The following is a 14,899-nucleotide window of genomic DNA, read 5'->3' as shown; positions in this document are numbered from 1 at the left end:
CTCCCGCTCGGCCGGAGGGTAGGGCGTGTGCAGGGGGTGCTGAGCGGGTTCGCGGTGATCGCGGTCGTCATCGGGGTGGGCTATGTGCTCGGGCGGCGCGGGTCGCTCGGCGACCAGGGCCGCGAGGTGCTGACCGGGCTGGCGTTCACCGTGGCGGGTCCGGCGCTGCTCTTCACCACCCTGGCCAAGGCCGACCTCGCGGTGCTGTTCTCCGGCCGCCTGCTGGTGACGGCCCTGAGCACGGCCGCGGTCTGCGGCGTCTTCGTGGCGGCCGGCGCGCTGCGGCACTGGGGCGTGGGACGCACCACGATCGGCGCCCTGTGCTCCGGTTACGTCAACTCGGGCAACCTCGGCATCCCGATCGCCGCCTACGTCCTGGGCGACGCCTCCCTGGTGGCCCCGGTGCTGCTCTTCCAGGTCGTCCTGGTCACCCCCGTGGCGCTCACGGTCCTGGACCTGTCCGGGAAGGGCGGGAAGGGCCCGGTGTGGCAGCGTCTGCTGACCCCGCTGCGCAACCCGATCGCGGTCGGCTCCCTGTCCGGAGTCGTGGTCGCGGCGGCGGGCTGGAAGGTCCCCCACCCGGTGATGGACCCCCTGACCCTGATCGGCAACATGTCGGTCCCGGCGGCTCTGCTGGCCTTCGGCATGTCGCTGCACGGCAGCGCGGCCCCGGGCCGGGGCCGGGATCGCCCGCTGGTCCTGCTGTCGGTGGCGTTGAAGTCGGTGGGGCAACCGCTGGTGGCATGGGTGCTGGCGAGGGGGGTCTTCGGCCTGCACGGAGCGCCGCTGCTGGACGTGGTGGTGACGTCGGCCCTGCCGGCCGCGCAGAACCTGTTCACCTACGCGAGCCGTTACCGGGTGGCCGAGGCCCTGGCCCGGGAGTCGGTCCTGTTGTCGACGGTGGTGTCGGTGCCGGTGCTGGTGGGGGTGGCGGCAGTGCTGGGGTGAGGGTCAGCCGACGGGGAACTCGCCGGTGTCGAGGTCGAGTTCGAAGGGCTTCGGCAAGGAGACGGCGACGCCGAACTTGCCTGCACGCAGGACGCGGTACACATCACCTTGGGGTTCGCCGTGGAGCGTGACCGTAGGTCCTCCGGGAGCCCAGGTGTCGATCAGGAGATAGAGCGGAACTCCGGCCTGGGCATAACCTGCAGCCTTCTTGATCCGGTCATTGCTCGCGTTCGACCTGGAAGTGATCTCCACAACGAGTTCGGCCGCAGCTGCGGAGATGTAGTTGCTCTTCTGGGCGCGCAGCACCTCCCTCGGCGCTACGGCGATGTCCGGGATGTAGAGCCCGTCACGGGACGGTACGGCCGTGCCAAGCGTCTGGTAGATGCCCCAATTTCTTGGGGATCACCTCGTACAGGCTGCGCTGCACGAGGTCGGCAATGTCCTTGTGGTCGTTGGACGGTGGTGGTGCCACGGTGACGATCCCCTCGATGATCTCCACCTTGCAGCCCTCGGGGGCGTCCGTCTCCTCCCAGATCCGGACGAGGCCGTCCCACTCTTGGCCGCTGGCCGTCGAGTGGTCGACGGTGAGTGCGCTTTCCGTTGGCTTTGGGAATGTACACGCGCCGGACGGGCAGGGGCTTTCCAGGCGAGCGTTCCGCTGTGATCTCAGCGGCCAGCCGCCCTCTCGCGATCGGAGTGAGCGCGCGTTCCTGGTCGATCCCGGCCGTCCGACGGCCTGTGCTCTGCTGCGTCACCCGCTTCACGCTCACGAGCGTGTTCGAGTGGGACCGCAGCATGAGCTTCTCAGTTCCGGACCTTCTTCAGGTCCCCTTCCTGCGTGGCTGTGAAGATGCGCTGTCTCAGTCGCCGTACCGACGCTTCCGCCTTGGCCCAGTCGATGCTGTGCCAGGCTTGGGCGTAGTCCTCCGGTCCGTTCGCCGTCGTGGGAGGCATCGCCGCCACATGCGTCGCTGCCACACCTGCCTTCGGCATCCAACTTGTCCTTCGGTTCGGGGTTCTTCGCAGTTCTTCTTCACGGGCCTACCTGATCCGCGTGGGCTCCCTTTCGGGCCGGGGTAACGACCCCGTATCCGACGAGTTATGTGACGCGGTAGAGGAACCCGCGCCCCTTTCCTCTGGGCTTTCGCCCCATCGGCGTTCGCTTCTCGGATCATCCTGTCCCGCTGGAGGCTTGGGCCTTTGTTACCTCCGGCTTACCGGGATCGCTCTCGGACTCCAACGGGGTTTCCACGTTCCGCTCCCACAAGATGCGGCCGGGGTGGGTTCCCTCTTAATCCCGGGCCCGACGGTGTCCTCCCCCTCCGGCGCCAATCCTCAGGGGTCGTCATGCGCTCCTCCGCGCCAGGGCCTGCTACCGCCGACTGCGCGCCATCGACGCGGTATCAGAGTTACGAGACTTCATCGAGGGTTCATTCGCATTAACCCGTCCGGCCTTCCCCTCGCCTGTTGCGGCCCGATGGCCGTGCCGCTCCTGGGCTTGTGCTTCCGGCTTCACACCCCGCCGTTGCCAGCGACGCATGCGGAAGTGGGGACGGACCTTGGACACTGGTCCGGGATGACCTGCTCATGACCTTCTTTCCTCCTGCGGGTCATCCACTTGGGTGGAGCGACTTCGTGTCGCACTGGCGGTCTCCAATCGGTGCGTCACCGATCCCAGCATGCCGAAGGGGACCGGTGCAGGTCCACCGATCCCCTTCACCCGAACGGGAAATCCCCTGGTCAGGCGATACGTTCCAGCACGACGGGCGACGCCTTGAAGTCGGTCCCCGCCGCCGCGATCTCGTACGAGCCCTCCACCGCCTCCAGCGCGTACCCGAAGCGCTCGGGGGTGTCCGTGTGCAGGGTCAGCAGGGGCTGGCCCTCGGTCACCGTGTCGCCCGGCTTGGCGTGCATCTCGATGCCCGCCGCCGCCTGCACCGGGTCCTCCTTGCGGGCGCGGCCCGCGCCCAGGCGCCAGGCGCCGACGCCGATGTCGTAGGCGTCCAGGCGGGTGAGGACTCCGGAGGACGGCGCCTTGATGACGTGCTGCTCGCGCGACGTGGGCAGCTCGGCGTCCGGGTCGCCGCCCTGGGCCGCGATCATGCGGCGCCAGACGTCCATGGCCGAGCCGTCGGCCAGGGCCTTCGCCGGGTCCGCGTCCTTCACGCCGGCCGCGTCCAGCATTTCGCGGGCCAGGGCGACCGTCAGCTCCACGACGTCCGCCGGGCCGCCGCCCGCCAGGACCTCGACCGACTCGCGGACCTCCAGGGCGTTGCCCGCCGTGAGGCCGAGCGGGGTGGACATGTCCGTCAGGAGGGCGACCGTCTTCACGCCGTGGTCGGTGCCGAGGCCGACCATCGTGGACGCCAGCTCGCGCGCGTCCTCGATCGTCTTCATGAAGGCGCCCGAGCCGACCTTCACGTCCAGGACCAGGGAGCCGGTGCCCTCGGCGATCTTCTTCGACATGATCGAGGACGCGATCAGGGGGATCGCCTCGACCGTGCCGGTGACGTCCCGCAGGGCGTACAGCTTCTTGTCGGCGGGGGCCAGGCCGTCGCCCGCCGCGCAGATCACCGCGCCCGTGGTGTCCAGGACGTGCAGCATCTCCTCGTTGGAGAGCAGGGCACGCCAGCCGGGGATCGACTCCAGCTTGTCCAGGGTGCCGCCGGTGTGGCCGAGGCCGCGGCCGGACAGCTGCGGGACGGCGGCACCGCAGGCCGCCACGAGGGGCGCGAGCGGGAGGGTGATCTTGTCGCCGACGCCGCCCGTGGAGTGCTTGTCCGCCGTCGGACGCGACAGCGAGGAGAACTCCATGCGCTCGCCGGAGGCGATCATGGCCGCGGTCCAGCGGGCGATCTCGCGGCGGTTCATGCCGTTGAGCAGGATCGCCATGTTGAGCGCGGCCATCTGGTAGTCGGCGACCTCGCCGCGGGTGTACGCGTCGATGACCCAGTCGATCTGCGCGTCGGTCAGCTCACCGCGGTCCCGCTTGGTGCGGATGACGGAGATGGCGTCCATGGCCATGGCTGATGGCTTCCTTCCGGGAGGTGCGAAGTGCACGGCCCCCCTGCGCAGGTCAGGGGGGCCGTACGGGAGTTACCTGGTGAGATGGTCCGGGCCGAAGGCCTGGGGCAGCATCTCGGAGAGCGGGAGGATGCCCGCGGGGGTGTCGAGGAGGAGGTCGGGGCCGCCGAACTCGTAGAGCAGCTGGCGGCAGCGGCCGCACGGGACGAGCAGGCCGCCCGTGCCGTCCACGCAGGTGAAGTGCGTCAGGCGGCCGCCGCCGGTGCGCTGCAGCTGCGAGACCAGACCGCACTCGGCGCACAGGCCGAGGCCGTAGGAGGCGTTCTCGACGTTGCAGCCGGTGACCGTGCGCCCGTCGTCCGCCCGGGCCGCCGCGCCGACCGGGAAGCCCGAGTAGGGGGCGTAGGCGTGGGACATGGCCTCCCGCGCCTCGGCCCGCAGGGCCTCCCAGTCGAATGCGGCGACGGGGCCGGTCACTTGCCCTGTCCCTTCCGGTACGGCAGGCCGTCCGCCTTCGGCATGCGCAGCTTCTGCGCGGACAGCGACAGGACGAGCAGCGTGACGATGTACGGGGTCGCCGTCACGAGCTGGCGCGGGACCTCGTTGGTGGAGGCGTACCAGACGAACATCAGGGCCGCGATGACGACCGTGATGACGGCGGGGACGTACTTCTTCTTCCACGCCTGGTAGGCGGCGCCGAACACCAGCAGGATCGCCAGCAGCAGGATCAGCGCGTGGACGTTCACCGTGCCGCCGCGCAGGTTGAGGCTGTCGGTGTAGCCGAACAGGCCGGCGCCGAGGGCGAGGCCGCCCGGCATCCAGTTGCCGAAGATCATCGCGGCGAGACCGATGTAGCCGCGGCCGGCCGTCTGGCCGTCGAGGTACACGTTCGAGGCGACGATGGACAGGAACGCGCCGCCGAGGCCGGCGAAGCCGCCGGAGATGATCACGGCGATGTACTTGTACTTGTACACGTTGACGCCGAGGGACTCGGCCGCCACCGGGTTCTCGCCGCAGGAGCGCAGGCGCAGGCCGAAGGAGGTGCGCCACAGCACCCACCAGGTGGCCGGGATCATGGCGACCGCGATGACGGTCAGCGGCGACAGGTCGGTGACCAGGCCGCCGAGCAGGCCCGCGATGTCCGAGACCAGGAACCAGTGCTTCTCGTTGAGCGTGTTCAGCCAGTCCGACAGGCCCGGGATGCTGAACTCGCCGAGGGAGTCGATCGGCGGGGACTGCTTGGTGGAGCCCTGCGGGGCGTTGGCGAAGGTGAACTTCGACAGGTAGCGGGTCACGCCGAGGGCCAGGATGTTCAGCGCCACACCGGAGACGATGTGGTTGACGTTGAAGGTGACCGTGGCGATGGCGTGCAGGACGGCGCCGAGCGCGCCGCCGATGATGCCGAAGACGACACCGGTCCACGGGCCCCACTGGTAGCCGGCCCAGGCACCGAACCAGGTGCCGAGGATCATCATGCCTTCGAGGCCGATGTTGACGACGCCCGCGCGCTCGGCCCACAGGCCGCCCAGGCCCGCGAGGCCGATCGGCACCGCGAGCTGCAGGGCGGTGGACATCTGCCCGACCGAGGTGATGCCGTCCGCGCCGGTGATGATGCGGACGATCGAGGTGAGCACCAGGACGCCTGCGACGACCAGCAGGAGTACCGGGAGCGACATACGGCGGCCGCCCTTGCGGGGCTGCTTGGCCTGCGGCTTGGCGATGGTCGCGGTGGACATCAGGCAGCCACCTCCTTGTTGGTGTTCTGGGCGGCGGCCGCGGCCAGCTCGGCGCCGACCCGGCGCTGCTGGCGGCGCAGAGCCCACTGCTGGACGGCCGCGTACGAGATGACGACCGCGAAGACGATCAGGCCCTGCATGATCGTCGCGATTTCCTTGTCGTACGCCACGGGGGTCGCGTAGTCGAGGGCGGGCGAGGCCTTGTCGAGGAAGGCCCACAGCAGGGCGGCGAGTGCGATGCCGCCCGGGTTGTTGCGGCCGAGCAGGGCGATGCCGATGGCGGTGAAGCCGAGGCCGGCCGGGAAGCTCAGGCTGTAGGTGTGGGTGTCGCCGAGCAGCAGCGGCAGACCGGCGAGGCCGGAGATGGCGCCGGAGATCAGCATCGCGGTCAGCACCATGCGCTTGGCGTCGACGCCGGAGGCCGCGGCGGCGGTCTCGGAGGCGCCGGTGGCGCGCAGGTCGAAGCCGAAGCGGGTGCGGTTGAGGGTGACCCAGTAGCCGATGCCGAGGAGGACGGCGAGGAAGACCAGGCCGTAGATCTCACCGACGTCCGAGCCCAGGTTGATGCCCGGGAACCAGCCGGACTTCTTCATGACACCGGTCGTCACGTTGTCGCCGACCTGCACGCCCCACACGTCGGTGAGGGTGATGTAGCCGATGACGGCGGTGGCGATCGAGTTCAGCATGATGGTCGCGACGACCTCGCTGACACCCCGGGTGACCTTCAGGACACCGGCGATGCCGGCCCAGAAGGCGCCGGTGGCCATGGCGACGATCAGCAGCACCGGGATCTGCAGGAAGCTGGGCAGGGCCAGGTGCGCGCCGACGACGGCGGTCATCACCGCGGCGAGGCGGTACTGGCCGTCGACGCCGATGTTGAACAGGTTCATGCGGAAGCCGAGGGCGACCGCGATGGCGGCGATGTAGTACAGCGACGCCTGGTTGATGATCAGCACCTGGATGTCCGAGTACGGCAGCTGCTGGAGCATCAGGATGTACGGCTCGATCGGGTTCTTGCCCGAGGCGAGCAGGACCACGGAGGTCAGCACGATCGCCAGGACGAGCGCGATGACCGGTCCGGCCACCGCGACGAGCACCCGCTCCTTGTCGAACTTCTTCATCGGGCCTCGTCCTCCGGACCGGCGTTGTCGTCGCCCTCGGGGGCGGTCTCTTCGTGCTCCAGGTGACCGGACGCGGCACCCGTCATGGCCGTGCCCAGCTCCTCCGGCGTGATGGAGGCCGGGTCGGCGTCGGCGACCAGCCGGCCGTCGTAGATCACACGCAGGGTGTCCGACAGGCCGATCAGCTCGTCCAGGTCGGCGGAGATCAGCAGCACGGCCAGGCCCTCGCGGCGGGCCTCGCGGATGCGGTCCCAGATCTGCGCCTGGGCGCCGACGTCCACACCGCGGGTCGGGTGGGCGGCGATCAGGAACTTCGGGTCGTGGCTCATCTCGCGGCCGACGATCAGCTTCTGCTGGTTGCCGCCGGACAGGGAGGCCGCGGTGACGTCGATGCCGGGGGTGCGGACGTCGTACTCCTCGACGATCCGGCGGGTGTCGGCCTGGGCGCCCTTGGGGTTCAGCCAGAAGCCCTTGGCGTTGGGCTTCTCGGTGACGTGGCCGAGGATGCGGTTCTCCCAGAGCGGGGCCTCCAGCAGCAGGCCCTGGCGGTGGCGGTCCTCGGGGATGTAGCCGAAGCCGGACTCGCGGCGCTTGCGGGTGGCCCAGGGGGTGATGTCCTCGCCGAGGAAGACGACCTGGCCGGAGTCGGCGTGCTTGGTGCCGATCAGCGCGTCGATCAGCTCGGTCTGGCCGTTGCCCTCGACACCGGCGATGCCCATGACCTCGCCGGCGTGGATGGTGAAGGAGACGTCGTCGAGGACGCGCTTGGCGGCGCCGGGGGTGGTGGCCTCGGTGAGGACGTCGCCGCCCGCCGTGGCACCGGACGAGCCGGGGGCCGCGCTCTCGGGCTGCGCGCCGACCTCGCCGAGCGAGGCGCCGCTGGCGTAGACGGTCAGGTTCTTCACCGTGAGGACGGCCTTGTCGGTGACCGTGGACTCGGCGGTCTCCGGGGTGGGCAGCTCGCTGCCGACCATCAGCTCGGCCAGCTGGCGCGGGGTGGTCTCGGACGGGATCGCGGTCCCGACCGTCGTACCGCGCCGGATGACGGTGATGTCGTCGGCGACGGAGAGGACCTCGCCCAGCTTGTGGGAGATGAAGATGACGGACAGGCCCTCGGACTTCAGCTCGCGCAGGTTGTCGAAGAGTGCGTCGACCTCCTGCGGGACGAGCACCGCGGTCGGCTCGTCGAGGATCAGGGTGCGGGCGCCGCGGAAGAGGACCTTGAGGATCTCCACACGCTGACGGTCGGCCACACCGAGGTCCTCGACCAGCACGTCCGGGCGGATGCCCAGGCCGTAGCGGTCGGAGATCTCCTTGATCTTCCTGCGGGCGGCGCCGCCGATGCCGTGCAGCTTCTCGCTGCCGAGCACCACGTTCTCCAGCACGGTCAGGTTGTCGGCCAGCATGAAGTGCTGGTGGACCATGCCGATGCCGCGGGCGATGGCCTCGCCGGGGCTGGAGAAGCTCACCTGCTCACCGTCGACCGTGATGGTGCCCTCGTCCGGCTTCTGCATGCCGTAGAGGATCTTCATCAGGGTCGACTTGCCGGCACCGTTCTCACCGACCAGGGCATGGACGGTGCCCTTGCGGACCGTGAGGTGGATGTCGTGGTTGGCCACGACACCGGGGAATCGCTTGGTAATGCCCGCGAGCTCGACCGCGACTGTCGACGGAGCGGTGAGCGGAGGGCTGCTGGACGCGTCGATGGCGCACTCTCCTCGGGAAAGGGGCCGCTCTACGCGCGTAGCGCCCCTGCTTTAAATAGTGCCCGGATCTGACCGACCTTGATCGAAAACTTTCTCTCGATCAAAAATCCGATCCGTTCCGAGCATTCTGCCGCGCGAACGGGGTGCGGGCAGGTCATCCTCTCCGCACCCCGTTCCGCGGCCGTAACGCTGCCATTACAGCGTTCTGTTGGCCAAGGCCTCTGACCTAGATCGTCAGGAGGTCTTCACCTTGATGCTGCCGTCCTTGATGCCCGCCTCGGCCTTCTTGATCGCGGCCTGCATGGCGGCGTTGCCCTTGAAGGTCGGGTTGGAGTCGGCCAGGCCGACGCCGCCGTTCTGCAGGGAGCCGCGGATCTCGCCGGTCAGCGGCTTCTTGTCCTTGACGACGGACTTGGAGAGGTCGTAGACCGCGCCCTCGACGTTCTTCAGGGCCGAGGTCAGGATGTAGTTCTTGTACTTGGCCAGCGCAGCCTGGTTGTACTGGTCGGAGTCGACGCCGATGGCCCAGATCTTGTGCTCGGCGGCGGACTTGATCACGCCCTGGCCGGAGAGGCCGGCGGCGGCGTAGAGCACGTCGGCGCCCGCGTCGATCTGGCCGTTGGCCGCGTTCTCGCCCTTGTCGGGGCTGGAGAAGCCGCCCTCGGCCGGGGTCTGGGTCAGGTACTGCGACTCGATCTTGATCTTCGGGTTGACGGACTTGGCGCCCTGCTCGTAACCCGCCTCGAACTTGTGGATCAGCGGGACGTCCACGCCGCCGATGAAGCCGATGTGGTTCTTCTTGGTCGCCTTGGCGGCCGCGACACCGGCGAGGTAGGAGGACTGCTCCTCGTGGAAGACCATGTCGGCGACGTTCTTCGCCTGCGTCTGGTTGTCGTCGATGATGCCGAAGGTGACCTTCGGGAACTTCACCGCGGCCTCCTTGACGGCGCCCGCGTAGGCGAAGCCGACACCGATGACCGGGTTGTAGCCCGCCTTGGCCAGGGTCTCCAGGCGCTGGACCTTGTCCGCGTCCGACTCGTTGTCCGTCGGCTCGACGTCGCGGCCGCTGACACCGAAGTCCTTCTGGGCCTTCTGGAAGCCCGCGTAGGCGGCGTCGTTGAAGGACTGGTCGCCCTTGCCGCCGACGTCGTACGCCAGGCCGATGCCCTTGGACTTGCCCTCGGAGGAGGTGGAGGTGGACGAGCTGCCACAGGCAGAGACGGTTACGGCGAGCGCTGCGGTCGCAACGCCTGCAATCGTGATGCGGGACACCCGGCGCATGGAACTTGACTCCTTTGTGCAAGCGCCCAAACCAGGCGCTGGTTCCGCCGCAGCGTAACGCGCGTAGACCAGACGGAAAACCCCCAATGTCCGGTCCGTTATCGAGCTGTGGCCACAGTCACGGTCAAGGTTACGGACAGCAGTACGCCCCTTGCTGGAGGCAAGGGGCGTACGGGGTCGAAGGCGTCCGGCGGACGCGGAACCGGTCGCCGGATCACACGGAATTGACCTTTGTCTTACCGTCGTCTCACTTGGTGTTGACGGTGATCTTTCCGTCGATGATGTCCTGCTTGGCCTTGTTCACGGCCGTGACCGCAGCGGTCATCGCCTTGTACTTGGGGTTGGAGTCGGCGAAGCCGACGCCGCCGGACTTCAGGTCGCCGCGGACATCGCCGCTGAGCGGCTTGCCCTCGTAGACGGACTTGGCCAGGTCGTAGACGGCGCCGCCGACGTTCTTCAGGGCCGAGCCGAGGATGTAGTCCTTGTACTTGGTGAGCGCGCTCTGGGCGTACTGGTCGGAGTCCACCCCGATGGCCCACACCTTGTGCTCGGCGGCGGACTTGATCACGCCCTGCCCGGACAGGCCGGCCGCGTGGTAGATGACGTCGGCGCCGGCGTCGATCTGGCCGTTGGCCGCGTTCTCGCCCTTGTCGGGGCTGGCGAAACCGCCCTCCGCCGGCGTCTGGGTCAGGTACTGCGACTCGATCTTGATCTTCGGGTTCACGGACTTGGCGCCCTGGTCGAACCCGGCCTCGAACTTGTGGATCAGCGGGATGTCCACGCCGCCGATGAAGCCGACGTGGTTCTTCTTGGTGGCCTTGGCCGCGGCCACGCCCGCCAGGTACGAGGACTGCTCCTCGTGGAAGACCATGTCGGCGACGTTCTTCGCCTGGATGGTGTTGTCGTCGATGATGCCGAAGGTGACCTTCGGGAACTTGGCGGCGACCTGCTTCACGGCCGGGGCATAGGCGAAGCCGACGCCGATGACCGGGTTGTAGCCCGCCTTGGCCAGGGTCTCCAGGCGCTGGATCTTGTCCGCGTCCGACTCGCCGGCCTGGGGCTCGATGTCCCGGCCGCTGATCTTGAACTCGTCCTGGGCCTTTTTGAAGCCGGCGTAGGCCGCGTCGTTGAAGGACTGGTCGCCCTTGCCGCCGATGTCGTAGGCGAGGCCGATGCCCTTGGCGGAGTACTTGCCGTCCTTGGAGGGCGTACCGGTGCCGGTGGAATCGGTGCTGGACTTTCCGCAGCCGGCGGCCGCGAGGGCGACGACCGCGACGGTCACCGCTGCCTGGGAGAACTTCGTTCTGCGGGACATGTTCCGAGAGACCATACGCACAGCAAGCACCCTTCATCCCCACGGCGCCGCAACCGGGCCGCTGTCCCCAATGTGCCGCCAGTGGTGGCGATTCGGCGCACAGTAACGCGCGTAGAAGGGGAGAGGAACGGGGTTGCTCATGGCCGTTATCGATTCGTGCCGACTCCGGGTCACAGCCGTGTGCCGCGGGTTACGCAGGGGTGACACAAGGGGACGAAGAGGCACCGAACGGGCGCCCCTCCCTCCTCCCCGGGCGGTCTGCCGGTCGTCGGGCAGCACGGCGGCCGTGCGTCTACAGGCCCTCGAGCAGCACCGCGGCCGTGAACAGCTCCACGCCGACCGTGATGGCGGACTCGTCGGCGTCGAAATTGCCCTGGTGCAGGTCACGGGACGTGCGGTCGCCGGGGGCGCGGACGCCGAGCCGGGCCAGGGCACCGGGCACCTGCTCCAGGTACCAGGAGAAGTCCTCGCCGCCGAGGCTCTGCTGGGTGCTCTCGACGGAGTGCATGCCGCGTCGGGCGACCATGGCTCTGCGCAGCAGGTCGGTGGACTCCCTGTCGTTGACGACGGGCGGCACGCCCCGCACATAGTTGATCTCCGACTTGGCCCGGTGCAGGGTGGCGACCTCGTCGATGGCCGCGTGCACGATGTCGGGTGCCTCGCGCCAGGCCTCCAGGTCCAGGCAGCGGATGGTGCCGGCCAGCTCGGCGTGCTGCGGGATGACGTTCGGGGCGTGGCCCGACTCGATCCGGCCCCAGGTCAGGGCGAGGCCGCTGCGGGTGTCGACGCGCCGGGCGACCAGCGCGGGTACGTCGATGGCGACGCGGGCGACGGCCGTGACCAGGTCGGTGGTCAGGTGCGGCCGGGCGGTGTGCCCGCCGGGCCCGTTCAGGGCGACCTCCAGCCGGTCGCAGGCGCTGGTGATGGGCCCGTGCCGCAGGCCGATCCGGCCGGCGTCGACCTTGGGGTCGCAGTGCACGGCGAGGATCCGGCCGACGCCGTCGAGCACCCCGTCCTTGATCGCACCGAGGGCACCGCCGGGCATGACCTCCTCGGCGGGCTGGAAGAGCAGCCGTACCGGCCGGGACAGCACGCCCTTGTCGTGCAGATCGGCGAGGACGAGCCCCGCGCCGAGGACCACGGCGGTGTGCATGTCGTGGCCGCAGGCGTGGGCGCGGTCCGGCACGGTGGACCGGTACGGGCAGTCCGCCTTGGTGTCCGGGATGGGCAGGGCGTCGATGTCGGCGCGCAGAGCCATCAGGGGGATGTCGGGCCGCTCCCCCTCGGCCACTCCGATGTCACAGACGAGCCCGGTTCCGGTGGCGAGGACGCGGGGGCGCAGCCCTGCTCGCTCCAGCCGCTCCTTGATCGCGGCGGTCGTACGGAACTCCTGGTTGCCCAGTTCGGGGTGCATGTGCAAGTCGCGGCGGAAGGCGACGAGTTCGGCGTGCAGGGGTGCGCTGAGCACGCCGGGGAGCACATCCCCGGGGAAATCGGCCTCGGACTCTCGGGACATCAATTGGTTCACCCTCTGAAGGGTAGGACGCCCGACCGGTCAACTGCCCATCGATCAACAAAAGTTCAGCCCGTTAGGGGAAGAAAAGCTGGCCGACGGACGCTTGGCGGCGGACTCGGGTGGGTAAAACCTTTGTTTTCTCCTTCCACGGATACCACGCATCACCACTGTCCCGCGCGACTTGTCCACGGAACGGAACCGATCCCGGTAGGGTCCGCGGTCGTGAGCGACTCGACCGCGGACTTCCTGCAGACCACCCGCTCCTCCTACGACGCGATCGCCAAGGACTACGCCGCCCGCTTCCCCGGCGGTCCGCCCCACCCGCTGGACCGGCAGCTGATCAGCGCCTTCGCCGAACTGGTCACGGCGAACGGCCCGGCCCCCGTGGCCGACCTCGGCAGCGGGCCCGGCAACGTCACCGCCCGCCTGCACGACCTGGGCGTTCCGGTCTTCGGAGTCGACATCTCCCCCGCGATGGTGGCCCTGGCCCGTGAGGCGCACCCCCGGCTGCGCTTCCACGTGGGCTCGATGACGTCCCTGGACCTCCCGGACGGCACGCTGGGCGGCATTCTGGCCCTGTACTCGACGATCCACGTGCCCGACGACCACCTGCCGACGGCGTTCGCCGAGTTCCGGCGCACCCTGGCCCCGGGCGGCCACGCGCTCCTCGGCTTCCAGTCGGCCACCGAACCGGACCACCTCCATATGGCGGAACGGTTCGGCCACGAGATCGATCTGGACTACTACTGGCGGACGCCGGAGCAGGTCGCCGAGGCGCTGACCGGGGCGGGGCTGGAACGGGTGGCGACGGTGGTCCGGGAGCCCGACGGGGAGGAGACCCGGGCACGGGCGTTCGTACTGGCACGCAGGCCCTGAAACGCCCGCCCGCTCCGGCCCCGTCGTGAGGACGCCGCCGGGCGCCCTGGAAGTGCTGGCCTGCCGGCCGTCCGCGCCGAACGGGGCTGTCCGGTTGCGGGCCGGCCCACCCGGTCCCGAGGGATCCAACAGGTTGCGCTGTTGGACCGAACGGGATGCTCAGGCCGGCGAGGAACCCGCCTGACCCGGGCCGCTCCAGGCCAGGCCGACCGCCGCCAGCCGGTGCACGTCCCGGGCCGTCCCCGTGACCCCCGACAGGAAGCCCTGCGCGCGCGGCGAGGCGTTCTCCGTGAGCCAGGTGGGGTCGATGTCGCAGACGGCGACGCGGACGCCCGTGCCGGCCAGGGCGAGGGGGAGGGTGTGGACGACCGTGGAGGGGAAGCTGAGGATCGTGCGCCCGATGGGGCCGCGGCGGGCGATCAGTTCGAGGGGGAGGTCCGGGCGGACTATCTCCAGGCCCGTCTCGACGGCCAGGCGGTGCAGTTTCTCGGTGCTCTCGCGGCGGTGGGCGAAGTAGCGCGTGGCGCCGTGGGCCGTGGCCAGGCTGCGCACGGCCTCCAGATAGCGGTCGCCGTCCACGACGCCGGTCTCCACCAGGGACGTGCCGACCATGTCGGAGGTCTTGGTGATGCGCGGCGGGCCGAAGCGGGCGCGGGTCCACGCGAAGTCGTTGGCGGTGACCGTGACGCCCTTGGGGATCTCCGTCACCGGCATGGAGGAGAAGACCTCGACGCGGCGCCGTGCGCTCGGCGTGAGGCGGCGGCGGGCCGAGGAGGAGACCGGGGCGAAGAGCAGATCCCGGGCGCCGGGGCGGCCGCCCTTGCGGTGCCAGCGGACCAGGCGCTCGCCGCGGGCCAGCTGGGCGACGAACTCCATCGTCGCCGTGCCGTCGTCGACCACGACCAGGTCCTTGGCCCGGGTGATCGTCAGCAGCAGTTGTACGTAGCGGGAGAACGGGTCCCCCATGACGATGCGCTCGGCCCGGCGCAGCGCACCCGCCAGGCCGCCGATGGTGTGGAAGGGCGCGGTCGTGCCGCCCCGCGCCTCTTCCCAGCGCACCCGGTACCCCTCGTCCCGGGCCAGGTCCGCCATGCGGCGCAGCTGGCCCCGGGTCATGGGGTCCTTCGGGGACAGGACGACGATGGTGAGCTCCGCGTCGGCGGGCGCCGCGGTGCCGGCCGGCGACCGCCGTGCCTGCGCGGGCACGGACGGCCGGCCCGGCTCCGCGGTGTCGCGCAGGCCGTGCAGGTGTGCCCACTCCAGTACGTTCAGCAGCTGTACCGGGCTCTCCACGAAGGCGAGCGTGCGGGCGGGGTGGCCGGCCTGGCCGGCGCGGGGGCTCATCGTCGTACGACCGTCCCGTCGTAGGGCATGTA

The 14,899-nt window shown here is 69.7% G+C and carries 11 protein-coding genes and 2 pseudogenes; 2 read left to right on the top strand and 11 right to left on the bottom strand.

Annotated features, from left to right (window positions below; all coding sequences use genetic code 11):
* The first annotated feature begins 27 nt into the window (after positions 1 to 27).
* Positions 28 to 948 (top strand): AEC family transporter, encoded by a 921-nt coding sequence (locus ACFZCP_RS00885; RefSeq protein WP_391422863.1) that lies wholly within the window; start codon positions 28 to 30, stop codon positions 946 to 948.
* A 3-nt stretch (positions 949 to 951) separates the two neighbouring features.
* Here ACFZCP_RS00885 and ACFZCP_RS00880 read toward each other — a convergent pair.
* From ACFZCP_RS00880 to ACFZCP_RS00835, 10 genes and pseudogenes are all read right to left on the bottom strand, one after another.
* Positions 952 to 1,594 (bottom strand): annotated as a pseudogene (locus ACFZCP_RS00880) (Uma2 family endonuclease).
* Positions 1,521 to 1,941, bottom strand: a pseudogene (locus ACFZCP_RS00875) (reverse transcriptase N-terminal domain-containing protein); the annotation flags it as partial. The pseudogenes ACFZCP_RS00880 and ACFZCP_RS00875, both read right to left, overlap by 74 nt.
* A 747-nt stretch (positions 1,942 to 2,688) precedes the next feature.
* The gene (locus ACFZCP_RS00870; protein WP_391422861.1) at positions 2,689 to 3,972 is read right to left on the bottom strand and encodes a thymidine phosphorylase; all 1,284 of its coding nucleotides are present in this window, start codon (positions 3,970 to 3,972) and stop codon (positions 2,689 to 2,691) included.
* A gap of 72 nt (positions 3,973 to 4,044) precedes the next feature.
* Entirely contained in the window at positions 4,045 to 4,449 is a 405-nt protein-coding gene (locus ACFZCP_RS00865) for a cytidine deaminase (protein WP_362693736.1), read from the bottom strand.
* Positions 4,446 to 5,708 (bottom strand): ABC transporter permease, encoded by a 1,263-nt coding sequence (locus ACFZCP_RS00860; RefSeq protein ID WP_362693739.1) that lies wholly within the window; start codon positions 5,706 to 5,708, stop codon positions 4,446 to 4,448. Before ACFZCP_RS00860 ends, ACFZCP_RS00865 begins: the two co-directional genes overlap by 4 nt.
* Entirely contained in the window at positions 5,708 to 6,829 is a 1,122-nt protein-coding gene (locus ACFZCP_RS00855) for an ABC transporter permease (protein WP_391422858.1), read from the bottom strand. The genes ACFZCP_RS00860 and ACFZCP_RS00855 overlap by 1 nt, the downstream gene beginning before the upstream one ends.
* The gene (locus ACFZCP_RS00850) at positions 6,826 to 8,535 is read right to left on the bottom strand and encodes an ATP-binding cassette domain-containing protein (protein WP_391423668.1); all 1,710 of its coding nucleotides are present in this window, start codon (positions 8,533 to 8,535) and stop codon (positions 6,826 to 6,828) included. The genes ACFZCP_RS00855 and ACFZCP_RS00850 overlap by 4 nt, the downstream gene beginning before the upstream one ends.
* 234 nt (positions 8,536 to 8,769) lie before the next feature.
* Positions 8,770 to 9,816, bottom strand: coding sequence for a BMP family ABC transporter substrate-binding protein (locus ACFZCP_RS00845; protein WP_391422856.1), 1,047 nt, complete (start codon positions 9,814 to 9,816; stop codon positions 8,770 to 8,772).
* A gap of 247 nt (positions 9,817 to 10,063) precedes the next feature.
* Positions 10,064 to 11,131, bottom strand: a complete 1,068-nt coding sequence (locus ACFZCP_RS00840; protein WP_391422855.1) for a BMP family ABC transporter substrate-binding protein — start codon at positions 11,129 to 11,131, stop codon at positions 10,064 to 10,066.
* Positions 11,132 to 11,423: 292 nt separating this feature from the next.
* Positions 11,424 to 12,647, bottom strand: coding sequence for an amidohydrolase (locus ACFZCP_RS00835; protein WP_391422854.1), 1,224 nt, complete (start codon positions 12,645 to 12,647; stop codon positions 11,424 to 11,426).
* Positions 12,648 to 12,869: 222 nt separating this feature from the next.
* Between ACFZCP_RS00835 and ACFZCP_RS00830 the strand changes: the two genes are divergently transcribed.
* Complete coding sequence (locus ACFZCP_RS00830) at positions 12,870 to 13,523, top strand: methyltransferase domain-containing protein (protein WP_391422852.1); 654 nt, start codon at positions 12,870 to 12,872, stop codon at positions 13,521 to 13,523.
* 159 nt (positions 13,524 to 13,682) lie between these two features.
* Here ACFZCP_RS00830 and ACFZCP_RS00825 read toward each other — a convergent pair whose 3' ends face one another.
* On the bottom strand, positions 13,683 to 14,867 hold the full coding sequence (locus tag ACFZCP_RS00825) for a hypothetical protein (RefSeq protein WP_391422850.1): 1,185 nt from the start codon (positions 14,865 to 14,867) through the stop codon (positions 13,683 to 13,685).
* Positions 14,868 to 14,899 lie beyond the last annotated feature (32 nt).

This window comes from Streptomyces sp. NPDC007971 (assembly GCF_042958635.1).
Lineage (GTDB): Bacteria > Actinomycetota > Actinomycetes > Streptomycetales > Streptomycetaceae > Streptomyces.
This window is presented reverse-complemented; position numbering and strand designations above follow the sequence as displayed.

What these genes read in the sequence shown, in the direction of transcription:
- ACFZCP_RS00840 (WP_391422855.1), bottom strand. Translation starts at nt 11,131, where the DNA reads ATGTCCCGCAGAACGAAGTTCTCCCAGGCAGCGGTGACCGTCGCGGTC.
- ACFZCP_RS00855 (WP_391422858.1), bottom strand. Translation starts at nt 6,829, where the DNA reads ATGAAGAAGTTCGACAAGGAGCGGGTGCTCGTCGCGGTGGCCGGACCG.
- ACFZCP_RS00870 (WP_391422861.1), bottom strand. Translation starts at nt 3,972, where the DNA reads ATGGCCATGGACGCCATCTCCGTCATCCGCACCAAGCGGGACCGCGGT.
- ACFZCP_RS00860 (WP_362693739.1), bottom strand. Translation starts at nt 5,708, where the DNA reads ATGTCCACCGCGACCATCGCCAAGCCGCAGGCCAAGCAGCCCCGCAAG.
- ACFZCP_RS00825 (WP_391422850.1), bottom strand. Translation starts at nt 14,867, where the DNA reads ATGAGCCCCCGCGCCGGCCAGGCCGGCCACCCCGCCCGCACGCTCGCC.
- ACFZCP_RS00835 (WP_391422854.1), bottom strand. Translation starts at nt 12,647, where the DNA reads ATGTCCCGAGAGTCCGAGGCCGATTTCCCCGGGGATGTGCTCCCCGGC.
- ACFZCP_RS00845 (WP_391422856.1), bottom strand. Translation starts at nt 9,816, where the DNA reads ATGCGCCGGGTGTCCCGCATCACGATTGCAGGCGTTGCGACCGCAGCG.